This is a genomic window from Gimesia chilikensis (assembly GCF_007744075.1).
Taxonomy (GTDB): domain Bacteria; phylum Planctomycetota; class Planctomycetia; order Planctomycetales; family Planctomycetaceae; genus Gimesia; species Gimesia chilikensis_A.
Genome location: NZ_CP036266.1, coordinates 4563899 through 4587814, shown reverse-complemented (window position 1 = coordinate 4587814; position 23916 = coordinate 4563899). Strand labels below are relative to the sequence as shown.

The 23916-nt window shown below is 51.8% G+C and carries 16 protein-coding genes; 8 read left to right on the top strand and 8 right to left on the bottom strand.

The annotated features are described in order from the left end of the window. Positions 1–6 precede the first annotated feature (6 nt). Entirely contained in the window at positions 7–1425 is a 1419-nt protein-coding gene (locus HG66A1_RS17225) for a UTP--glucose-1-phosphate uridylyltransferase (protein WP_197996638.1), read from the bottom strand. Positions 1426–1469: 44 nt separating this feature from the next. Further along, positions 1470–3161, bottom strand: coding sequence for a dihydroxy-acid dehydratase (locus HG66A1_RS17220; RefSeq protein WP_145186562.1), 1692 nt, complete (start codon positions 3159–3161; stop codon positions 1470–1472). Positions 3162–3772: 611 nt separating this feature from the next. Between HG66A1_RS17220 and HG66A1_RS17215 the strand changes: the two genes are divergently transcribed. The 4 genes from HG66A1_RS17215 to murA all read left to right on the top strand — a co-directional run bounded on the left by HG66A1_RS17215 (position 3773) and on the right by murA (position 7768). Next, positions 3773–4060, top strand: coding sequence for a type B 50S ribosomal protein L31 (locus HG66A1_RS17215; protein WP_145186559.1), 288 nt, complete (start codon positions 3773–3775; stop codon positions 4058–4060). Between the two features lie 169 nt (positions 4061–4229). Next, positions 4230–5312 carry a peptide chain release factor 1 gene (gene prfA, locus HG66A1_RS17210; RefSeq protein WP_145186556.1) on the top strand — a complete coding sequence of 361 codons (1083 nt, stop codon included), beginning with the start codon at positions 4230–4232 and terminating at the stop codon, positions 5310–5312. 42 nt (positions 5313–5354) lie between these two features. Beyond that, entirely contained in the window at positions 5355–6278 is a 924-nt protein-coding gene (prmC, locus tag HG66A1_RS17205) for a peptide chain release factor N(5)-glutamine methyltransferase (protein ID WP_145186553.1), read from the top strand. A 65-nt stretch (positions 6279–6343) separates the two neighbouring features. Then, a complete protein-coding gene (gene murA / locus HG66A1_RS17200; protein ID WP_145186550.1) occupies positions 6344–7768 on the top strand; it encodes a UDP-N-acetylglucosamine 1-carboxyvinyltransferase in 1425 nt (474 codons plus the stop codon). A gap of 41 nt (positions 7769–7809) precedes the next feature. On the opposite strand, the gene HG66A1_RS17195 is transcribed toward murA, so the two are convergent. The 5 genes from HG66A1_RS17195 to HG66A1_RS17175 form a co-directional block, all read right to left on the bottom strand. Further along, positions 7810–9312: a PQQ-binding-like beta-propeller repeat protein gene (locus tag HG66A1_RS17195; protein WP_232106597.1), complete on the bottom strand. Its 1503-nt coding sequence runs from the start codon at positions 9310–9312 to the stop codon at positions 7810–7812. Between the two features lie 25 nt (positions 9313–9337). Further along, a complete protein-coding gene (locus HG66A1_RS17190) occupies positions 9338–10930 on the bottom strand; it encodes a DUF6798 domain-containing protein (RefSeq protein ID WP_145186547.1) in 1593 nt (530 codons plus the stop codon). Between the two features lie 69 nt (positions 10931–10999). Beyond that, positions 11000–11254 carry an RNA polymerase subunit sigma gene (locus tag HG66A1_RS17185; protein WP_145186544.1) on the bottom strand — a complete coding sequence of 85 codons (255 nt, stop codon included), beginning with the start codon at positions 11252–11254 and terminating at the stop codon, positions 11000–11002. Positions 11255–11392: 138 nt separating this feature from the next. Then, on the bottom strand, positions 11393–12958 hold the full coding sequence (locus HG66A1_RS17180) for a pyridoxal phosphate-dependent decarboxylase family protein (RefSeq protein WP_197996637.1): 1566 nt from the start codon (positions 12956–12958) through the stop codon (positions 11393–11395). 181 nt (positions 12959–13139) lie between these two features. Continuing rightward, positions 13140–14273: an FtsW/RodA/SpoVE family cell cycle protein gene (locus tag HG66A1_RS17175; protein WP_232106596.1), complete on the bottom strand. Its 1134-nt coding sequence runs from the start codon at positions 14271–14273 to the stop codon at positions 13140–13142. 174 nt (positions 14274–14447) lie between these two features. On the opposite strand from HG66A1_RS17175, the gene HG66A1_RS17170 reads away from it, so the two are divergent. The 4 genes from HG66A1_RS17170 (at position 14448) to HG66A1_RS17155 (ending at position 22561) form a co-directional block, all read left to right on the top strand. Then, the gene (locus tag HG66A1_RS17170; RefSeq protein ID WP_145186535.1) at positions 14448–15716 is read left to right on the top strand and encodes a rhomboid family intramembrane serine protease; all 1269 of its coding nucleotides are present in this window, start codon (positions 14448–14450) and stop codon (positions 15714–15716) included. Between the two features lie 292 nt (positions 15717–16008). Continuing rightward, positions 16009–17601, top strand: a complete 1593-nt coding sequence (locus HG66A1_RS17165) for a hypothetical protein (protein WP_145186532.1) — start codon at positions 16009–16011, stop codon at positions 17599–17601. A 64-nt stretch (positions 17602–17665) separates the two neighbouring features. After that, positions 17666–18937: a hypothetical protein gene (locus tag HG66A1_RS17160; RefSeq protein ID WP_145186529.1), complete on the top strand. Its 1272-nt coding sequence runs from the start codon at positions 17666–17668 to the stop codon at positions 18935–18937. A gap of 363 nt (positions 18938–19300) precedes the next feature. After that, positions 19301–22561, top strand: a complete 3261-nt coding sequence (locus HG66A1_RS17155) for a PAS domain S-box protein (RefSeq protein ID WP_145186526.1) — start codon at positions 19301–19303, stop codon at positions 22559–22561. A 9-nt stretch (positions 22562–22570) separates the two neighbouring features. Here HG66A1_RS17155 and HG66A1_RS17150 read toward each other — a convergent pair whose 3' ends face one another. Next, positions 22571–23890, bottom strand: a complete 1320-nt coding sequence (locus HG66A1_RS17150; RefSeq protein WP_145186523.1) for a 4Fe-4S binding protein — start codon at positions 23888–23890, stop codon at positions 22571–22573. Positions 23891–23916 lie beyond the last annotated feature (26 nt).

The window sequence follows — 23916 nt, the reverse complement described above, 5'->3', positions numbered from 1 at the left end:
GGGCTGTTATTCTCCGAGGTAGAGGGGGCCATTGATTGTCAGGTCCGCGGAAACTTTCGATTTGAGATCCTCTGCGTCAAGAGCGAGCAGCGGGCTGATTTCAACCGGACAGTCCCCGGGAACTTCAACTCCGCAGGCTGTGAGCCATTCCCCGGCGATCCGATTCAGGGCGGCATGGACTGTTGTAGGCGAATCCTGTCCTTCCGCGTTTTTCAATGGATTGAATTCCCGTTCCCGATCGATTTCATAGACCAGAACGGTATCCGCGACCGGCAGCACATCGAAAATGAATCGTTCAAATTTGATGGCATTCGGCTCCTCAGGTGTAATCTGTGAACCGGAAGCATCAATGTGCGGAACTTTCTTATTGGCCCGGTGGAATGGAAACTGATCATCGTTGTCCGCAATCTGTTCCAGGAAATCACGATTGAAGACATGGATCGCCGTGCTGCCGGCCCAGTGCAGTAACTGTCCCGCTTCATCCGTTCGTTCCGCGATATGGGATGGCAGGTCACTGTATTCAATGATCTGAGTCTTCTGATCCACATCACAGACGACGCCCATTTTCTCATCAGCAGAGCGTTTCGAAACCACTTTCACCGACACTTCCGCATTCCGCTGGAGATGATAACCCAGAAACGCGGGGTCGCAGACGATGGCGGTCGGGTTATCCACCTGATGGTAGTACAAGGTGTCGATTCCCTGTTCACGCATCACATCGAACATGCCGGAGTTCTTGAGCGCGGCCAGCATCCCACCATGTCCGTCCGGACTGACGGCGATGTGGTGTTTACTTTCCAGCAGAATTTTGCCGGTCTCTGCATCAACTGCGGGCATTGTGCCCTGCTTGAAGAAATACAGGTTCTCATCCACAAGACCAAAATTCTGATTCTGCTGAAAGTAGGCAACGGTATCGTCGTGGGTCGCATCGCTGGTCATGATGAAATAGCTGATTGGCTGACCTGCCTGCTTCGCACGGGCCCGTAACTGTTCGACCAGAATCTGAAACAGCGATGTCTGTCGGACGGGACCGACCGGATACATACCTTTGGGATGGGGGAAGCCGAGACGAGAGCCCTGACCACCAGCCACCAGGATGGCTCCCACTTTCCCCTCAGACAGACACTGTTTTCCTGCCTCAGTGGCCTTTGACAATTCTGCTGAATCTGATTCGCGGTCTGCCAGCCGGACCACAGTGGCAGGACGAGTGGCCCGTTCGGCTTTCTCTGCAGGAGACTCTTCTGAACTGGCGCTGCCCGGAGAATAGAGTCGCTGGATTTGCGCGAAATTGATTTCACGAATCTGTTTCACCAGTTCCGCCTGTTGTGCGGGCTCAAGTTCGCTCCACCAGGTCAGCAGATGTGTCTGTTGGTATTCTTCCAGTGTCTGGAGCAGGTCCTCAGGGAAAGCTGCGGAATTATTCATACTTTTAGGTTTTCCTCGTGTTATGATTCGTCTCGGAGTTCCGTTCATTCGCAGTCGGGGAGCAGCGCCTTGCTCACGCAACCGTGGTGTGCCTGAGAAGTAGTGGCTGAAAAATCGGCCAGATAACCTCGGGTATGCTGAACTGGTTTGATGGTTAAAGCAGCTTCTCGCTTTTGAAATTCTTCATCACTGATTCCCAGCTGAATCGTTCCTGCCAGCAGATCAAACGAGATTTCATCGCCATCCTGAACCAGACCGATTGGACCGCCAACGGCAGCTTCGGGAGAACAGTGTACGCCGATCGCGCCATGCGAGACACCCGAGACACGCGTGTCGGAGATGAAGGCAACTTTACCATCGAGTTCAGGGACGGTCAGGGCGGCTGTTGCGACCAGCACTTCAGGCATCCCCGAGGCAACCGGACCCAGGTTGCGGAGTACGATCACACTCCCCGGTTTAATCTGACCGGCTTCAACGGCATCAACAACGCCTTTGGCTTCATCAAAACAGCAGGCAACGCCGGTAAAATGCGATTCCTGCATGCTGGAAACCTTAAACACGATTCCCCCCGGCGCCAGATTGCCGAAGCAGATCTGCATGTCGGCGTACTCTTTATAAGGCTGATCGAGGGGGGCAATCAGATCCTGGTCTGCGGGGACATCGCCGATCTCTGCGAGGTTTTCGGCGAGTGTTTTGCCGGTAACGGTCAGGCAACTGCCATCGATGATGCCTGCCTTTAAAAGGTGTTTGAGCAGCAGCGGAGTCCCACCCAGGTGATGCAGGTCTACCATCGTTTTTTTGCCGCGGGGGGCGAAGCTGCAGTACACGGGGGTCTTTTTGAGGATCTGCTGAATGTCCTGCAGCTGGAAGTCCACTCCCGCTTCACGGGCCAGCGCCAGCAGGTGGAGAATACCGTTGGTTGAGCCACCTATGGCTGCAATGGTAGCGGCAGCGTTCTCAAAAGCTTTACGAGTCAGAATGTCTCGCGGCCGAATATTTTCTGCCAGCAGGTGTTTGACAGCAGCTGCGACATTCAGGCATTCGTCTTTTTTGGCGTTGTCGATGGCGGGAGTCGAACTGCTGAAGGGGAGCATCAGGCCGATGGCTTCCAACGCGATTCCCCAGGTATTGAAAGAGGCAGCGATACCACAGCCTCCCGGTCCGGGGCAGGCCGTCCGCAGGATTTCGTCTGCTTCCGATTTCTCGATGGCCCCGACGGAAGCAGCTGCCTGGGAGTCGTAAACGTCGAGAATGGAAATATCCTGTCCTTTGTGGCAGCCAGGCATAATACTTCCGCCACTGACGATCAGGCCGGGGTAGTTCATCCGGGCCAGAGCCATCGCAAAACCAGGGCCGTTCTTATCGCAGTTATGCAGGCCGATCAGGGCGTCATAGGAGTGGGCACTGACAACGCATTCGGCTGCATTGGCAATCATATTCCGCGAAGGCAGACTCGCATTGCCCCCTTCCTGTCCCTGGGTGATGTTGTCACTGATAGCCGGCGTTCCGAAAGGGAGACCGATCATATCTGCGGACTGACATCCTTCGGCGATTGTCTTTGCCAGTGAATAAGCGTGAACATTGCAGAGGTTGCCATCCAGCAGGGGAACACCAATCCCGATCTGCGCCTTGTCAAAATCTGCATCAGAGAAGCCAAGTCCGTAGTAGAATGCGGTGACGCCCCGCTGCCAGCCGTGTGTCAGATTCTGACTGTTCCAGTTCAACGCCTGTGTCATCTTTGGTGTTCCTGCAGGAGAAATGAGAAAGAGGAGCTATCGCTCGAAAACTTCCTTAACTCTAAACGCTCAGCTGCAGCAGGCCAAGTTACTTAACATTTGAATTTCAAAACAGATAGAGAGTTATCTCACTTCAGAATAGCCTCGTGAACAGAATTGAACAGCCAGGATGTGCTGAGAGGTGATTGAGCGTGCTGGATTGACTGCTTATCAGGCGAATCTCGACTCATTGGTTAAAAATCTGAAAAAATGACCGGAATCAGTCGATAATTACCGGTTGGATATGATGTAACACTATGTCATGTAACAGATTATGTGAATTTGGCTGATGGGGCCTTTGCGCTTGCTCATTGGACTGGCGGAACGTAAACTGTGTTGTTTCGTAAAGCGAGAATTCTATAAGCCGTTTTGTTTCCAGATTTTAGGAATCCGAGTCTGCATACGTGAAGTCTACAGGAACAGACTTGTGAAACAGAACGAGGTCTTGTCCGGTCCTGATGAAGGAGTAGACAGGCCGGGACAGTTGTGGATTCAAAGTGCCCCCACGTCGGATTGTCAGCAGTCAGTCCGTATGATTGAACAGGTTATTAGGTAACAAAGAAACTGAGAAAATGAAAAAAGACATTCATCCCGATTATCATCCGGTCGTATTTAAGGATACTTCGACTGGTGATGCATTTATGATTCAGTCTACCGCGACCTCAAAGTCCACCATCGAATGGGAAGATGGCAATACTTACCCGGTCGTTGCAGTTGAAATCAGCTCCAAGTCGCACCCTTTCTACACCGGTAAGATGAAGTTCGTCGACAGTGCCGGTCGGGTCGAAAAGTTCCAGAAAAAATACAACTGGGACAAGCGCAACGCATCCGAAGGGGAAGACAAGAAAGAAACCGAGTAGCGGCCTGAATCATCGATTTCAAACTGAGGCTCTGCGGATTGTCCGTATGAGCCTCGTTTAATACATGGTCGTCTCAAATACTTCTTTTAGCCTGATTCACTCGCGACTGTAGTCACATGGATGACCAGATCACTTATAATCAGGCGGTCTTAATCGTGGATTCGGGGTCATGAAGTTTCCCACTCTGCAGGCCAAACTGGAACGTTTCGAAGAGCTGGAAAAACAGCTGCAGGATCCAGAGGTACTGACAAACACCACCAAGCTGGTCGAAGTTCAACGTGAGTATGGCGGTCTGGCCAAAGTCGCTCAGGAAGTCCGTGCGTTCAATACCCGTGAAGAGGATATTGAAGTCGCACAGGAAATGCTCGAGGAAGAAACCGACCCGGACGCCAAAGCCTACGCACAGAAAGAACTGGATCAACTGTGCGAAGAGCATGAAAAGCACACCAAAGATCTGGAAGATCTGGTTGTCGCCGGCGATTCGATTACGCGTGGCGGTCTGATTATGGAAATCCGCGCTGGTGCCGGCGGGGATGAAGCCGCACTGTTTGCCAGTGAGCTGTTCCAGATGTACCAGCACTTCGTCGAAGCCCAGAAGGGCTGGAAGACAGAAGTACTGAACCTGAGTGCGACCGAACTCGGGGGCGTCAAGGAAGTCACATTCTCAATTTCTGGAGAGGGCGCTTACCACCGTCTGCAATTTGAGAGTGGCGGTCATCGGGTGCAGCGCGTTCCGGAAACAGAAACACAGGGGCGTGTCCACACGAGTGCCGCGACTGTCGCTGTGCTGCCCGAAGCCAGTGAAGTGGAGGTGGAAATTAAACCGGACGATATTCGCCTGGATACATTTCACGCCAGTGGCCCGGGGGGACAGAAGGTCAATAAGACTGAAAGTGCCGTCCGCATCACTCACTTGCCGACAGGTACCGTGGTGCAGTGTCAGGATGAAAAAAGTCAGCACAAGAACAAAGCCAAAGCGATGCGCGTGCTCCGCAGCCGGGTGCTCGAACAGATGCAGCAGCAGGCCGCTGCAGAGCGTGCTGATCAGCGACGGACGTTGATTGGTTCAGGTGACCGCAGCCAGCGTATCCGGACTTACAACTTTCCGCAGGGACGAGTGACGGATCACCGGATCAACCTTTCTCTGTACAGGCTGGATCAGATCATGCAGGGTGATCTGGATGAACTGATCAACGCACTGTTACAGTTTGACCGCGAAGAGCGTCTGCTGGGTGACAGCGCCAAAAAATAATTAAAGCGTGGCTGCTTCAGTTTCTGACTGACAGGCAGTTCGATGGATCGTGACGTGACAGATAACTCCCCATCTCAGGAAGTTGGTTCGAATGCATCTGCAGAACCGTGGACCGTGCGTCGCATCCTGGACTGGACCACAAGCCATCTGGCGAAACATGGCAGTGATTCTCCCCGTCTGGATGCGGAGGTCCTGCTGGCGTTTGCACGTAATTGTGAGCGGATTCGGCTCTACACCAATTACGAAGATATCGTGACCGAAGAGCAGCGGGCAACAATGCGTTCGCTGGTTCAACGTCGCTCTCATGCCGAACCGGTGGCATACCTGGTAGGCAAGCGGGAATTCTTCGGGCTTGATTTTTATGTCGATCAGAATGTTCTGATCCCGCGTCCGGACACCGAAACCCTGGTCATGGAACTGGTCGAAGAAGCACAGAAGCTGACTTCCCCCCGGATTCTCGATTTATGTACCGGAAGTGGGTGTGTGGCGATCGCAGCTGCAGCAAACTGTCCTGCCGCTTCCTTTCTGGCGACGGACATCAGCGAGGCGGCTCTGGCTATCGCACAGAAGAATGCCGAGAGTAATGGTCTGCTGGAACAGATTCAGTTTCTGTTAAGCGACTGTTTCGAACAGCTTCCCGCTGAGGGGCAGTTTGATCTGATTGCCAGCAATCCCCCCTATATTCCCGATGCCGAAATCGAAACGCTGGATGCCGATGTGCGTCAACACGAACCGCGACTTGCTCTCGCGGGAGGAGCGGACGGCCTCGACTTTTATCGGAAGATTATTCAAACAGCGATCCCTTATCTGAAAGAAGGTGGGCATCTGCTGCTGGAATTTTCGCCGGAGCAGGAAGCCTCTTTGAGAGAGATACTTACGACATCCGGAAATTATCGGAATATCAGAGTGAAAGCAGATCTGGCAAACCGATCCCGGGTGATCGTTGCGCAAAAATGCCTATCTTAAAATAAAGTCATTGCCTATACTGTTCTGACCCCCATTTCATCCAGTCAACTCCAGGAGATCCAGGGATGGATATGTTTATCGTTCGCGGAGGCGAACGGCTTTCCGGCAGTGTTACAGTCAGCGGTGCGAAAAATTCAGCATTGCCATTAATGGCGGCTGCACTGGCCTGCGAGGGGGAAACGACTTTAAGCTCCATTCCCAACCTGGTTGATGTGACGACACAGTCCCGGGTATTAGGCTCTCTAGGGATGGACGTGCAGCGTGATGAGTCTGGTCTGCTGCATCTGAAGACCGTCGATGAAAGTGCCTGCATTGCCGACTATGATCTGGTCCGGCGTATGCGGGCCAGTGTCTGCGTACTCGGCCCTTTACTCGCGAAACGACGGATGGCCTGTGTCTCTCTGCCGGGCGGCTGTAATATCGGTGATCGCCCGATTGACTTGCATCTCAAAGGGCTGGCTGCACTGGGAGCTCAGATTCGTGTCGACCGTGGATATGTGATCGCTCGTGCCGACCGCTTACGTGGAGCGAATATTTTTCTGGGGGGAGCATTCGGGAGTACTGTCACCGGCACCTGTAATGTGATGATCGCTGCTACACTGGCGGAGGGAACGACAACCATTGAGTCGGCTGCCTGTGAGCCGGAAGTTGTCGATGTGGGTAACTTCCTCAATGCTTGCGGGGCGCGTATTGAGGGGTTGGGGACTCCCTTCCTGAAGATCGAAGGAGTGGCGCGTCTGCAGGCAGTCGAGCACGAGGTCATACCTGACCGCATTGAAGCTGCCACACTGATGATTGCGGCTGCGATGACCGGCGGCGATGTGCAGTTGAACGAGGTGCGACCGGATCACATTACCGCAGTCATGGAAAAACTGCGTGAAATTGGAGTGACGATTCAACTGGAGTACCCACAACAGCCTGAACGCAGACAGTCCGTCTGGGTGAAGGTTACTCAACCCCTGAAATCGGTGGATTGTATCGCCTTGCCTTACCCGGGAATTCCCACGGACGTCCAGGCACAGCTGATGTCGCTACTGGCCTGTGTGCCGGGGATCAGTATTGTGACTGATAAAGTATTTCCCGACCGTTTTATGCATGCTTCGGAACTGGCCCGCATGGGAGCGAAAATCCGACGTGAGTCAGCCAGTGCAATTCTGAATGGTGTTTCCCGTCTGAGCGGTGCCTGTGTGATGGCGTCCGACTTAAGAGCGAGTGCAGCCCTGGTCCTGGCAGGACTAGCGGCTGAAGGCGAGACAGTCATTCGCCGGATTTATCATCTCGATCGGGGCTATGAATGCCTCGAAGAGAAGCTGATAGCACTGGGCGCGAACGTACAACGGGTTAAAGACGAACCCGAAAACATGCCTGAGAGCCTGAAACTGACCGACGGGGAAGAACGCCCCACCTATTCCGAGCTGTTAGATGCTCTGACAGGGCCGCACTGGAACCTGAATTCCAGTGAGAAACCGACCCCATCCGCTGAAGGTTGATCTGAGCCTCTGAGTCACCTGTGTTGTCCGGGAGAGCTATTTTACTTTTTCGCAAAGTCCAGACAGATCAGGTGTGATTCACTTCTCAGGTAAAGTTTCTTGTGAGCCAGCACCGGTGCCGCCCATGCAGGGTATGTGATCTGGGGGAACGAGGTCCGGCAGACTTCACTGAATTTTTCCGGGTCTACTTTTACGATGGCCAGAGTGCCGCGTTCTCCCAGCACAATGAATTTGTTATCCGCCAGGATTGCTGAGCCGCGTCCGTAAAAAGGCCAGGGGGCCGGCTTGCCGGTGTCGATCCATTGAAATTTTCCGGTGATCTGATTCGGTTTGACCTTATCTGCGACCGGTGAGGTCCCATCGGTTTCCCACATGACTTTTCCGTCTGAGAGCTTCACACACCGCATGGTTGCCCCGCGTTCGTGACGACCACTGAAGCCGTAGAAATATCCGTCGTGAAAAATACTGGTCGACCAGTGAGTCATCATGTTGGTGGGATCACGCCACAGTTCTTTGTAGCTCTTCCCATTCGGGTTCACTTCGAGCAACGCCGATCCCACCTGGTAGGCTGCTGACAAAAAGATCTTGTCATCAACGACCACGGGCCGGGCAGCATTCACAGAGTCTCGCAGCAGCGAACGGAACCAGTATTTGAAATTGACGGAACCATCGTCAGGATTGAGTGAGACCAGCCCCTGACGCATCAGGCACAGCAGGTGTCGCTTGCCGTGAATCGTCGCTGCAATCGGTGAGGAGTAGCTGGAAAGCTTTTCATTTCCCCGCCACTTATATACGGGAAGTCGTTCCCAGCCGGTGGATGTTCCATCCCACACATCCTTACCGACGTTCTGCCAGAGTGTTTTTCCTGTTTCAGGATCGAAGGCGACCATTCCGGAATTCGGTTTACCACCGACCATTACAATCAGTTTGTCACCTTCCAGGATGGGTGTGGCACCAACGCCGAAGAAGCCGGGAGGTACATCGAAATCTTTCAGACAATCACGATGCCAGACTTCTATGCCCTTATCGAGTGTCAGGCAATACAGTTTGCCTTGTGCCCCAAATGTGTAGCAGTACTTCGATGTCAACAGGGGAGAGCAGCGGGGGCCGTTATTGTAACCATATGGATCATGGAAGTCAGAGGGGTACTCGTACTTCCAGAGCGGCTTTCCTGAATCGGCATCGACGCATTCGATGACTTCCTTGCCGGGCCCATCATCGTCTGGCCGATGATGAATCACGAGTCGATTTCCCAGAACCGAAGGTGCGCTGTAACCCGTTCCGATTTTTTTCTCCCAGAGCAGGGGAGGTCCCTGTCGGGGGAATTCATCGATCAGACCGGTTTCTGCAGAGATACCTGTTTCCTCTGGTCCAAGAAAATAGGGCCAGTCTCCCGTTTTAACCGACGGTGGCTGAGCTTGCAGCGTTGAGTCAAATGGTTTCAGACCGGGGCTGAGAGCGGGAGACAGTACGAACAACAGGACGGTTGAGCACAGTGTCATTTTCCAGGGGCGGCGTAGGACAGCGGGATCTTGTGTGTGCATGAGTGAAACCATTAAGTGGAAGGATTCAGGGAAGTTGGTAGATCTTATAGGTTGGATTCTGATAAACAGGTTCGATGGTTTTAAATGGGCCCAGGCGTTTCACCAGCAAATGTGTGATTCCAGTTTCCCGTTTCAGCACCTGGAGGGCTTCATCGTCAAAGCCTTCATTATAGTAATCCTGTCCCCATTTTCGAAGGTATTTCAGCCTCCGATTCCATTCCACAATGCCTGGCGCGTCCTGGGGACAGTCTTTATAGGTTACATATTCGGGGCGTTGCGCGTACCACTTAAAATCAGACTGGTGGATTGGAGTCAGAAACAGAGCTGATTCGGGGGTATTTTCTTCGATCCAGTGGCAGGCATCCAGCCAGTCTGAACGTTGTTGCGCCGTCATCTTGTGGACCGGGGGTTTGGCCCATGCGGAATAGAAAACTCCTCCAAACAATGCCAGGCTCAGCAGGCCGACTGTCACGACAGCAATTCGCGAACTTCCCTGTTGACTTCCAGCAGCATTCTCAGTGGGAGCGAAACAACGCTGGTAGATCACATTAATAACTGTAACCGTCACCGCCAGGGGCAGCAGTGAATCAAACAGGCGAAAGGGATAGAACTTCAATAGCGACATTCGGAAGGCGTAATAAGGCATGTCAGTCGCTGGGCGTGGTCCTGCTCCCAGTAGAAGTCCAACACAGGCCAGGCCGAGAGTCCCCGCGATAAAATACTGGAAGAAACGCAACTGAAAGTCTGAGCTTTCCCTTCTACGAAATATCAGCCAGGCTACGAGCAGCGACCCATACAGCAGATAACTGAAGGTGTCGAAATCCATGGGATCCAGGTGGTGTTTGAGCCGGTAAAAGACCTGGATGAAGTTCGCCGAAAATTCTTCCCGGGGAGTCCCCCCCTGGAGTAGACTCAATGCAGGGATCAGGCCCGGCAGAGAACAGAGAATGAGCCAGCCGATGGCCGGAATGGCCTGACTGATGGTCAGCCCCAGCGAGGTTCGATTGAGTGACTTTCGCTGTACGACCGCGTAGCATAATAACGCAAAGAGAGCACAAAGCAGTCCCCAGACTCCCACTATGGGATGCCAGCAGATCGTCAGCCCCAGGTAAACTCCGGCACGATTCCAGTGCTGTTCACAGGCATTGGCCAGAGCTAAAAACAGAAAACCGTAAGCGAATACCTTGGATTCGATACCGCCAATAATCCATTCCCCTGAAAAGTTGCCGAAGGCGGCGATGCCAAGATAGAGCGCAGCGGCGATCAGGGGAGACCAGGTTCCTGGGGTCAATACGCGCAGCAGTCGAAACCAGCCGATCGCCAGCAGCAGGCAACCCGTCAGTCGCGCAATGACGACTGTCTGTGTCAGTGTGAGCCACTGCGTGAAGAATCCCACAACTTGATAAAAGAATCGGTGTGCGTTGGAAGATTCAAGAAAGAAATCTCCTTCGCACCATTGGGGATTCCAGTAATGTTTCGCCTTGCAGAGGTAGTGCGGCTCATTAGTGCCGGGGATCGGAAACCGGAGAAAGGAATCGACGGCGAAGGAACCGGCAATCAACAGGATGAGCAGGATGGCTGGAGGTGATGTTTTAGTCGCTGTGGATTCAGAGGTCACTGAACTTGAGCACCTTATTAAGCCATCGGGTTTAACCGGTACAGGGACTGCGCAAGTCGCCTGGCCGTGTTATTTCTTCTTTGCTTTTTTCTTCGCAGCTTTTTTAGCCGGAGTTTTTTTCGCGGTTACTTTTTTGGCAGGAGATTTCTTCGCTGGGGCTTTCTTATTGCTGGCAGCGGATTTGGAAGCTGTTTTTTTCTTGGTACTTCCTTTTTTCTTAGCTGCTTTCTTTTTGGTTCCCTTTTTGTCGGATTCACCAAAGATTTTATCATAGTTTTCCCAGAACTTGGGAGTTGTGCCGGTACGAACAATGGGGCCGCTCATGGTCTCATCTCTCCGTTTGGAATTCGAATTCACAAACTGGTAATATCAATCGAAACGTTTAAAACAGGTTGTATTATAACCTGTGACAATGTTCTTGTCTTTTCCGAGCGACGATTCTTTCGATCTGATCACAAATTGTCAAGTCTGTTCACAATGATCGGTCTGGACAGAAGCAGGAATGGTGTCCTTGAACTTTTCGACTTTTGTTTGAATCGAGTTCAGCAGTTGTCTGAGGTGCGATTCTTTCGTGAGAGGATTCATCACTGTAATTCGAAACGCTGCCTGACCATCCAGTACGGAATGAACAATGTAGAATTCCCCGGATTCGATGATCTGGCGTCGCACTCGGAAGTGAATCATATTCTGCTGTTCCAGAGGCAGGGCTGCCAGCCAGTCAGGCAAATACCTGAAGACAACAATATTACACTGCGGATCATGCACCGCTTCAAAGTCCGGCATCTCTTTGAGCAGGTTGTGAAACGTACGTGCGGTCTCGAAGGTGACGTCAACCAGATCGGCAAAGATCTGTTTTCCAAACAGGGCCCAGGTCCCCCAGAGTGCGTAGCTGTTGGCCCGTTTGGTGCACTCAATCGTTCGCAAACCCAGGTCATAATCGGCGATTTCAGGGGCAGATGGATCGAACAAATAAGGGGCCTGCTGTTGAAACGCGGTGAACCGGTGCGCTTTGTTCTTAAAAAAGAGAAAGGCGCTTAATGCGGGGATGAACATCATTTTGTGAGCATCAAATACGACACTGTCGGCCCGGTGCAGACCACGTGTCAGGTGTCGGTGACGCTCTGAAAAACAGGTGGGGCCCCCATGGGCAGCATCGACGTGCAGCCAGACCTTGTACTTTTCACACAGGTCAGCGATCTGTTCCAGTGGATCGAAAGCTCCTATAGGAGTCGCACAGGCACAGGCTACCACAGCGATGATCGTCCGCTGTTCCGATCTGCATTGCAGAATCAATTCTTCCAGAGCCTGAGGCTGGATTCGACGTTGTTCATCAAGGGGAATCTTGAGAATCTGCTCGGTTCCGATCCCCAGGATATTCGCTGAGCGGGTCACACTGTAGTGGGCATCCGCGGAAACAAGCAGGACGGGAGCAGCATCTAGTTGTGCCTGAGGGCCCAGAGTTCCGATTTCCGGGCAACTCTGATTGCGGGCTGCCAGGAGGCCTGTGAGGTTGGCCAGTGAGCCACCATGTGTTACCAGTCCGGTAAATTCACCAGGTGTGAATCCAATTTCGGTGCCAATCATCTCAATCAGGGCCAGTTCGACGGCGGTAGCCCAGGGGCCCATTTCGTAGACCGCCATGACCTGATTCGTCACAGCTGTGATCGCATCAAACAGGCCGGCCAGTGGGACGGAAGCCGGTACCTGGTGACCAATATAGCGGGGGTTTTGCAGATTGTGTCCCCGATCCAGCATCGTCTTAGCCAGCAGGCGGAAATTCTGAATCCGATTTGTAATATCGGAGTCGACACTCTCTTCAGTCGGCGCCTGTAACAATTGCTCCAGTGCCTGTTTCAGATTTTCTGCTGGAGACTGCCAGTTTAACACTGGTGTGTCCGGTTCAGTCAGAGAACGGGCATGTGTCGTCAGTAGTTCCGCTAATGTCTGGCTGGCGGCGGAGAGTAATTCCGGATCAAAGGCAGCTTCAATTCGGGATCGCGCAGAATTGAGTTCTTGGTCTTCGGTCATTCTGGTTGCAACTTTATCAGGCGCTGAAAGCATTTCTCAACAGGCTTATGTGTTGAGCTAATTCTCTATTGTATCCAAACTGAAATGACCGGAAATGTGTACGGCTGGACAAAATGCGTGATTTTGAAATCTCAAGGCAGCGGATACTGATTTGAGAACACCTCCGGGGAATGGGAGAGGCTTAGAACCGGAATGGTTCAGCGTGAATTTCATAGCCGGGCCTTATACAGATATTGATCAACAATCCCAGAGCCAGGCAGGTGCTGAGCATACTGGTCCCGCCGTAACTCATCAGAGGAAGCGTCATCCCGGTGATGGGCATGAGGCCGACGGTCATTCCCGTATTGATGATTGTCTGCGACGCGAGCAGCGTGACTATCCCCACTGCGACCAGTCGACCAAAGGGCTCGCGGGTTGCTGTCGCGATCTGCAATCCCCGGATAAAGAGAAAGCTGAAGACCGCCAGCGCAAACAGGCAGCCCATGATGCCAAACCGTTCGCCAACCAGACAGAAAATGAAGTCGGTACGACCCGCAGGCAGGTGGTAGGCCGCAGGATCATCGACGGGCATGCCGGCAATCTCGCTTCCCCAGACGCCCCCCAGTGCCAGCATCTGCTTTGACTGGTAGAGGTGGTAGCCGTCTCCACGCGGCATCTCGCCTCCATCACGCTGCGTGAACAGTGCCACGATACGAGATTTCTGCTCGGGATTCATCTGGAGCCAGAGGAGTGGCAGCATGCAGATTCCCAGGAACACGATGGTGATCAGATGCCGTGGGCGGGCTCCTGCGGAAAACAGCATGGCGAAGAGAATCGGGAAGAACAGCAGGGAGGTTCCCAGGTCTGGTTCACGTAGAATCAGGATGACGGGGACACAGGTCAGTATGAACGGGACAATCAAACCCGGGATCCGTCGGTAATTCTTGCGGTACATCAGATAATGGGCCAGAGCCAGGATGTACGTGATCTTCGCCAGTTCCGAGGGTTGAAATTTAAAGAAGCCGAGCGGAATCCAGCGTCGGGAACCGTTCACGGCAGGAATAAAAAAGACGGCAATCAGCAGGATCAACGTCATTAGAAACAGGGGATAGCTGATGCTCCGCAGATTACGGTAGGGAAACAGGATTGTGCCGATCAGTGCCGCAAGTGAGATCAGGATCCAGACACACTGTTTCTGGAAATAATGTCCCTGTCCAGCCAGTTCATCGCCGCGCGCAATTCCTGCCAGACCACAACCCATCAGAATCAGGATGCAGCAGAGCAGGGACCAGGGAATGCGATTTAAGCCGGAGTAATGCATGTTCTTCAGGATCAAAAAATCTCTTGATTAGGGTGGCATTTTGTAGCGGAAATCGAGAATTGGGGGAAGAGCGATCTTTTTTATGAAGTTCCCGGGCTGAGATTTCTTTTCAGGTGTCAAATCCGCGAAAATCAGCTATTCTTGAGCTGGAGTGAACCAAGTCCCTGTCGGATTATTTATTAAGAGTCAATGTTGCATTCTATCAGAAGTTTCTGTTCCCGCTTTCCTGTCACTGCAGCCTTTATCGCGATTGCAGTCGGGTTATTCATCGCCGTTCAGGTTTATCGCATCAACCACAATTCAGCTGGTCAAAGTGATTTTGATGATGCGCTCTGGAAACTGGGAGCCGTTCAGCCACTGGTCTTTGTACACGACCATCCGTTGATTGAAGAGAAGGATTATCCAACGGGGGGACCCTTCGATCTTTGGGCGGGAGAATGGTGGCGGATTCTGATCAGCGGTTTTCATCATGGAGATTTGCTGCATCTGGTGATGAACTGCCTCGCAATCGGCTTTCTGGGTCATCTGATCGAACCGGTGATGCGTAACTGGATTTACGCGCTGTTTCTGATTGTCGCGACATTCGTATCCCTGCTGCCTGAGTACTACTGGGAGCACTATGCCGTGGGGTTGTCGGGAGCCGCGTTTGCGATGTTTGGCATGCTGATTCTGTTACGTAAGACCGATGAGCACATTGCTGAAGTGTTTACCGATCGAGAAATCCACTGGGGCCTGGGCTGGCTCTTACTCTGCTTTGTACTGACCTATCTGGGAATCCTGAATATCGCGAATGCCGCCCATGTGACCGGGTTCCTGTATGGACTTCTGGCGGGAGTGGTGGTGGTCAATCACTCGCGTTGGAAGAGCCTGTTCCGGTTTGCGTTTGTCGCGTTACATCTGGCTTTAATCCCGGCGACCTGGCTGGTCTGTCATCCTTACTGGAATGGAAAGTATTACTGGTACCTGGCGCGTCATACCGAGGACCTGGGGCAGCGGATTACCTATTTACAAAAAGGGGTCGATCTGTCACCAGGCGAACCAAAAATTGGTGCAGAACTCGCGCTGAGCCTGTATCGTACCGAGTCAGTCCCCTTTGGTTCCTGGGAGACCATTCTCAAGTCTCTCAAGCGGAATCGAAGCTATGAGAAAGGTGTAGAGCTGGCGAGGCTGATCTGGAAACAGTTCCATTCCGAAGACCAGAAAGCACAGGCACGGGCCATGGTGGACGAGATCTTTGGCGATGAGTCTGAGGCCTGGTCAGATCGTCTGCAACTGGCGCAGGTGGAAATGGTGCAGACCGATCTCGCTCCCGAGCGAGGTGGTAAAGGTCCCGCGGAGGAACTGCTGTTCTTGAAAGAGCAGGGACCTCAAACCGGAACTCTTAAGCCCCAGGACTTGACCGCGCCACCAGTGGATCCCGGTTCTCCCCAGAGTGCCGTCGAAGGCGTCACGCTTTGAGTCAGTGCTGAAATCGTCAAAATCGATATATTGCACAGAAACATCAGAATCGACAGCAACACATGTTGATTTTTCGCGACGGTCTCGATTCGCCAAACTGGTTTTTCCGTGGTGGGACTGTTTGAACTAGGCTATCAGTACACATAATTCCTGTCATGCTGCGCTACAGGTTCTGATAAGGCGTCCCCCGCACTGGTTTTAGATGAATCAGGCAATTAACGGAACGACCTCGTCTGCTGAACCGGTACCGCTTATGATGTAAATAGAAACCTCGTATCACGATCAATTGATTATGGCCACTGCTTTGAAAAATCAAAACGAGTCCACCAACGAGAATACCCCTGAAGAACTCGAAGAGGATGCCGTCCTCGTCGATCGCTTTCCGGAAGCAGTCCGCGTTTCCCGGTTCACGTTCTTCTCGGTCTGTGTACTTTCGCTGGCCTTTGTCTTGTTCAGTTCGATGCCGCTGTGGCATACCGATATCTGGGGACACCTGGCCTATGGCAGACTGATTTGGGAGACGGGGAGTATCCCGGATTTCGCACCCTTTATGCCTCTGGCGTCGGGAATGTCATTCATCGATACCGCCTGGCTCAGCCAGATTACTGCTTTTAAAATGTTCGACATAGCGGGAGTCGCGGGAATTAAGTTTCTGTACGCAGCCGCCATTACGGCTTGTATGACGCTCCTGCTGTACCGTGTTCAGCAACGAACCGGAAGCTTTGTCTGGAGTATGCTCTGTGTCGCAGGATTTCTGTTATGCGACTGGAAACAACTCGGGATTGTCCGCCCTCAACTGGCCGGATTGCTCTGCTTTGTGACGTTGTTTTTCTGCATGACCTCGCGAACCTGGAAAAAGGCGAACTGGGTTCTGATCCCGTTGCTGTTTGTTTTCTGGGCAAATCTGCATGGCTCGTTTCCCGTTGGTCTGGGACTGATCGGCTGTTTTCTGGTCGGGCGTGCTGTCGATGTCAGTTGGAAAGCGCGGAACTGGAAGGCAATGCTGGGCGACAATGTGACTCGGCGCTACCTGATTTTGCTGGAACTGTCTGCTGTCGCGGTACTGCTCAACCCCTATGGATTGCAGTTATACAGTGAAGTCTTTTCGTTCTCATCGAATCCGAATCTGGCCGACCTGATCGAATGGAATCCGCTGACGTTGCGGATGTATCAGGGCAAGACTGCGGCGCTCATTGCTTTACTTCTTGTTATCGCCAGCCGCTTTACACCTCGGCGTATTTCTACAACTGAAGTGCTGCTCCTGGTTGGACTGGGTGTCTCCGCCATGTGGAGTTCCCGGATGATTATCTGGTGGGCTCCCATCGCCGCTTATTACCTGGCGATTCACGGCGCTGCCATCTGCAGGTGGAAATTAAAACGACTCGCTGATCCCTCGGGGGGCAAAGTCTTCTGTGCAGGGAAATGGACGATTGTGTCGATCGGTATGGTCTGGATCTGTTTTGCGATCACTCCCATGGGCTCTTTCATGCTGCATGGGAAACTGGTTGATTTCAAGCGGAGTGTCTCCGAATATACCCCGATTGGGGCGGTCGAATATCTGAAAGAAAAGCAGATTCAGGGACAGCTCTTTAATTCCATGGAACTGGGAGACTATCTGCTCTGGGCGGGCCCCGAGAATCTAAACATATTTGCCAATTCACACGTGCATCTGCTGCCCCGTGAAGTCTGGAATCATTACCTGCGGATCAGTAATCGCGCAGGCGATACAGAAGAACTGCTGGATCGTTACGGTGTGAACACAATCGTGCTGGACCTGCCACGTCGAGAATCGCTGATGAAGAGTCTGACTAAAGAAGGCGTCTGGCGCGTGGGGTATAAAGATGGTCGGTCGGTGGTTTTATTAAGAGCAGACCCCATTAAATAGCATTCGATTACCGATCCGTTTCAGAAATTATTCCGTAGTTTAATCATCTATTTTGAGATCTATCATGAAGTCACGCAAGTTGTCCTCAAAAACTCTGATTGCCGTTCAGGTTGTGGTTGTCATCGCCTTTGGTGCTGCATACTCCCTGGGATCACGCGAGTCACGTCAGTCATTCGATGAGGTGTTTCTGCAGGAAACCTTCTATCCGGAAGTGAAAATTGAACGCGAACTGCCACTTCGGGTAAAACCCTTCTACAACGATCCGACAGTGGTGACAGACGAGGAACTGGCGGCGGTATTGAAGCAGGTACGCCCAAAATTTCCACGCAAGCATATGAAACCCAATCATGTGGAACATGCCCTGCGCACCTGGAGTATTAAATCGACTTTTGAAGATCCAAGTATAGTCTCGGGAGTTGAAATGCGGGACTTCCTGATCGATCATGCCCGTTTCCTTGCATCCTGGGGAGACGAAGCTGATCCCCTGCTCGTAGATCAACCTGCGGGCATTTCGATTCGCTGGGGAACAGAGATCGGCGGTTCGGTACATCACGATCACTGGCTGGCATCCTTGACCGAAGCGGGCATTCATCGTGACGAGCACGTGTTTGCACCGGCACAGCGTGATATGACCGTCAACGATGTCATTCAGCAGTCATTACGTGATTTTCATCTGGATGAGCCCGAAGTAGAGTGGTCAGCGATGGCCTTTGGTCTCTGGATTCCGCCAGTAAAACAGTGGAAAACAAGTGATGGCCGCACGATTTCGTTTGACCAGATTGTCCAGCGACTGATTCGCGGCGATAAGCGATTTGGTGTCTGCGTCGGTACACATCGCGTGTACTCCGTAATGTTACTGATTCGCCTGGATGACGAGTATGATATTCTTTCGGACTCGGTTCGCGCGGAAGGTTATGCTTACCTGGAAAAAGTACGTGATCTGATCAGCGTCTGCCAGTTTGAGGATGGACACTGGCCCGCGAACTGGATGGAAGGCAAAACGGCTCTCACGCATCCCGAAGAGATTCCTGAGTATAAAAACGTGATTGCCACCGGACATCATTTGGAGTGGCTGGCGATCGCCCCCAAAGAACTGCATCCGCCTCATGAACAGATTGTGAAAGCCGCCAAGTGGATCATTCAGAATACCACATCACATTCAGAAGAGGAAATTCTGCAGAAATACACCTTCTACAGCCATGTGGGCAACGCCCTGGCGCTCTGGCGAAATACGCATGCCGCCCCATTCTGGAAAGAGTGGCAGAAAACGCATCCCTATGTACCAGAGCAGAAAGCCGACAACGCACCGCTTGTCGCTCCCAAACCGACCTTATAGTGAAGAGCAGCCAGGGATGGTACTCTAGTCCTTCCTTTCAAACAGTGTGAAGTCGGTTTCACACTGCATTCGCCTGCTATTTCTGAATCTCTGCCAGACAGGCGTCTTAGCCACCTGGATTCGCCACTCGCTCTAATATAAATCGAGATGTCTCTATAACTCTGGTCTCTTTGACAGCCACAAATCGGAACCTTTGAGCACCAGGTGTTTTTTATGATTCAAATCGATCGCGAATCGAATTTTGGGATATCGGACCGAATCCCGATTTTGTAGCATACGCATACCTATGTTAAATAGAGCAAACGAGTTGTATAATGCAGGCTGGCAGTTTGAGCATCAGTAGGATACCCGGGAGTAGTATGGATGAAGTTCAAGTTTGGTTCCGGCAAAGTGAAACTAAATCAGTTCCGTATCGATTCGACTCAGAATACACTTGAACCGCGAAAAGATGCATACACTGCCGAGAGTGAAACGACCTGTATTAAATCAATACTCGAAAGTATTCCTTCCGGCGCAGTCTTATTACAGACTGGCAGTCTGTATTTCAATGAACGTGCCAATGCCTTATTAGGGAGCTCCGAAGATCACCCGGAAGTCTTCGAGGAAAACGTTACACGGTTACTCACGCTGAAGCCCAATCCATTACCTGAATCTGCGGTACACCCCGCTCAGGTAGAGTTCTGGTCCAGTTGTCATGACGGCAATCAGTGTTTGTGTGAAGTAACTTTACCTGCTCAAGAAGAATCCAGTCTCTGGTTGATCGATGAAATTACATCCAGACGTCAGAACGAGCGACTGCATCATCTGCTGACCAGCGCAACCAGTGATGTAACCGGGGACGAGTTCTTCAAACGTCTCGTGACAACTCTCGCAGAAGCTTTGAAACTGAAATGTGTGCTGCTGGTCAAACATCAGACATTTCATTTTGAACCAGGAAACCAGCGAATAGGCAAGTGTCAGACAGTGGGGGCTTGTTTCGACGGGGAACTGGTTCCCGATTTTGAGTATGAGGTCAAAGGGACTCCCTGTGCCGATGCGATCGGTACGGAACCTTACAGTGTCTGTCAAAATGTAGCACGGCATTATCCGGAAGATATGTTCCTGCAGGAATATGAAATCGAATCCTATTTCAGCCTGCCGATGGTCGACAAACATGGTGCAGTGCAGGGGCATCTCGTGATGTTGGGCGACCGTCCTATCTACGAAGACCTCTGTGAAATCCCGGCCATTAAAAGTTACACCTATCGGGCGGCAGCAGAACTGAGTCGTGAGTACGCAGAACGCAAACTGAAAGAGAGTGAGCTGCGAATCACCATGGCGGCCCGTGGCTCGGAAATCGGCCTCTGGGATTATGATGTGATCACTAAACAGGCCCGGTTTGATGATAAATGGTTTACCATGCTCGGCTACACACCAGGGGAATTTGCTGCCAGCTTTGCCGCCTGGCAATCCCTGGTGCATCCGGAGGATTTACCACCAACGCTTCGGCTACTGAAAGATTATCTGGATGGAAAGAGCCCTTCCTACGAAGCAGAAATCCGCATGAAGACGAAAGCGGGAGCTTGGAAATGGATCCTGACCCGCGGAAAAATAGCAGCTTACAGCCCGCATCAGAAGCCGGTTCAGGTCATTGGAACCCATATTGATATCGATGACTTGAAACGTTCCCAGCAGATTCGTTTGCAGAATGAAGCACGTCTGCGGATCATCATGGAGCAGATCCCTGCGATTCTGTGGACCACAGACAAGGAGAATCATTATACCTCAATTGTCGGCGCAGGATTGACTCAGTTAGGGCTGCAGCCGGATGAAGCAGTTGGAAAACCGATTTATGAATTTCATGAATCGGAAGAAGTGTCCCATTACATGACGGCCATGCATGAGCGAACTCTGAAAGGAGAGTCCGTTCGTTTTGAACAAAAGTTGCAGAACACGATTCTGGATATCCATATCGAGCCCTTGCGAAACTCACATGAGGACATCATTGGCTGTATCGGGCTGGCGATTGATGTTACCGTCCGCAAGAAGACGATCGAGCAGTTAAATCGACAACGGATTCTGCTGCAGACTATTTTTCACTCAGTCACCGATGTGATGATTGTTACTGATCGCAGTCATAATATCGTCATGTGCAATGAATCAATTCAGCTGCATTTTCGGTGCAAAGAGGCGGATCTGCTGGGAAGACCGATCAGGGAACTCGTCAAGTCAGAGGCCGACTACCAGGCTCAGTTCAACCGGGTTTCTTATCCCAATTCACACGTGCTGAAACCTTTTATTCTGGAATACCTGAGAACCGATGACACTTCATTTCAAGGGGAGACAATCATCACTCCCCTGCGCCGCTCAGATAATCAAATCACCGGATATATTCAGGTGATTCGTGATATCACTGACCGGATTCAGATGGAAGAGGAGAAAGACCAGTTGCATGCCCAGATGCTGCATGCACAAAAACTGGAAAGCCTGGGGGTCCTTGCTGGAGGGGTGGCACATGATTTCAATAATCTGCTGCTGGCGATTCTCGGGAATACCAATCTCGCGCTCATGGAACTGCAGGAAACTTCTCCCATCAGCCAGAATGTGAAGAACATTGAAATCGCAGCCAGACATGCAACCAAAATCTGCGAACGGCTGCTGGCTTATTCTGGCCGTCGTACATTTGTAACGACAACATTTAACCTGAATCAGATCATTCGGGAAACGGTAGAGATTCTGAAAACAATCATTTCTCCCAATGCTCATATCGATCTGAACCTGTCAAAAGACTCTCTGCTGATTCACGGTGATACCGGTCAGATAGAACAAGTCGTTTTAAATCTGCTGACAAATGCTTCCGAAGCCATTCAGAATCAGAAAGATGCCGGGAAAATCAACGTTCGGACGGGATTACTCGAACTGCGGCAGGATGACTTTGCTGACTATTATTTCTGCGAGAATGTAACCCCTGGACGATTCGTCTTCTTCGAAATCGAGGATAATGGAAGTGGAATGGATGCAGACTGTCAGTCGAAAATGTTCGATCCATTTTTTACTACCAAATTCACCGGCAGGGGGCTCGGTCTGGCGGGGGTATCCGGAATCATTCGTGGTCACCATGGGGGACTGTTTGTTCAATCTGCAGTCGAGAGTGGTTCCTGTTTCAGAGTGATTCTTCCCGTTTCGATTGAAGCGGAAGAGGAAGTCAACACGGATAGTAGTATCGACCCTGTAGTGCCTGCCGATGTGGGTTATGTCCTGGTGATTGACGATGATAAAGCGGTCTGTAATGTGGTGACAAATGTGCTCAAGCGCTTTGGGTTTTCCGTACTGCTTGCCAACTCAGGCGCACAGGGGCTCGAGGTTTACGAGCGCAATCGTGACTCCATCAGCGTGGTCTTACTGGATATGACCATGCCCGGAATGAGTGGCGTCGAAACTCTCAGGCAGCTCCAGGAACTCCAGATCAATATTCCCGTCATCCTGACGAGTGGTCTCAGTGAAAACGACATCTCAGACCAGATGGAAGGCTCTGAGATCGTGCATTTCCTCAAGAAGCCATACAAGCCACAGAAACTGGTCAATATCGTGAGTAAAGCGCTTCTGCGACATCAGATTAAAGATGATGCCACCGGAAAGTATTAGTGACTGAGTCTATTGCAGTAACAGTTGCTGGAACTGTTCGGCATACTGATTGAGGGTCAGCGCCAACATTAAAAAGAGACCTGCTACGAAATCACTCTTTCCGAAATGATCGGCGCGGCCATGTGAGCGGACAAATTCAAAAATTGTCCCCGTGGGACATCCATAATGGCAGTAGGCCTGTGGAACAAAGATCGACGCCACCAGTCCAGATACAGCGATGGCAATCGAAGCGATTCCCGCGGACGTCAGCAGATAAGCGTCGAAAGCCTCCAGTTCTGCCAGATCGACGGGGAGTTTGAGAAAGATGATGACCAGGATCAGGCCAAGCAGCAAACCAGGAATCCAGCGCAAGGCCCGTTTCACATCAGGTCTGATTTTTAACTTCTTTTGATGAGGGACAATTTTTCCCAGGAATTCCTGGGCTGTGCCATGTGGGCATAAAGTCTGGCAGTAAATATTCCGCCGGGAACTCCAGGGGACCAATATCGCAGCTCCGGCCAGTAAGACCAGACCAGAAAGTTGTCGCCACGGTACGGAATACTTGGCCCAGCCGGCGAATAGAGATTCCGCCAGCAGATCTCCTGTGACGAATCCCAGGTAAATGAACGCAGCAATTTTGAACAGTTTTCGCAGCCAGTGAAATCGCTTCAGTCGTGTGAACGTCAGCAGGCAGGCCCCTACAGTAAATGAGATGAGAAATGCGTCTTTCGCTGCAAAACGAAAGGGAGTGACAGACTGCTCCTGCTGCTTCGAGTATCGGATGCGATTTCGGATGGCATATGCCAGTCCCATGCTGGTCATCGTTGCTCCAGATACCCCTTCAATTTCACCTCGTTCCAGATCGAGCCCCGCGATCTGGTCCCAGGCATATTCTTTCCAGCGGTCCATGAAGTACTGGTTTGCGCGAACATCATTGACATGCGAGGTCGTATCACCACTTGAGCGAATCGCCAGCCCTGCTACTTTCCCCGTTTTCTGTTCAAAGACGACCAGGGTATCGGAGGGCCCACAATAACCAATGATCTCATCAGAAACAGGTGAAGTGCGGATGGCGTAGCCGATGGTTTGGTTATTTTCATCCAGGACAAAGAGCCCCATGCGGTCTGAATGATCGACACTCAGCGATTCTGCCCCGGGCAGGATAGCTTTCACTTCATGCAGTTCTACGGGAGCCTTACCTTGAACACGAATCCGGATGTAGTAATCGCGAATCAGCCAGACAATCAGAATCAGAACCGTAAGACGATAGAGTTTCAACGAGAAAGATCTGAGACGACTGGCTGGCCGGGGGCGTGGCGCAGGCTGAGAGACTAGAGGTAACTCGGTCATCCTTCTCTCTTAGAATCCCACCAGTC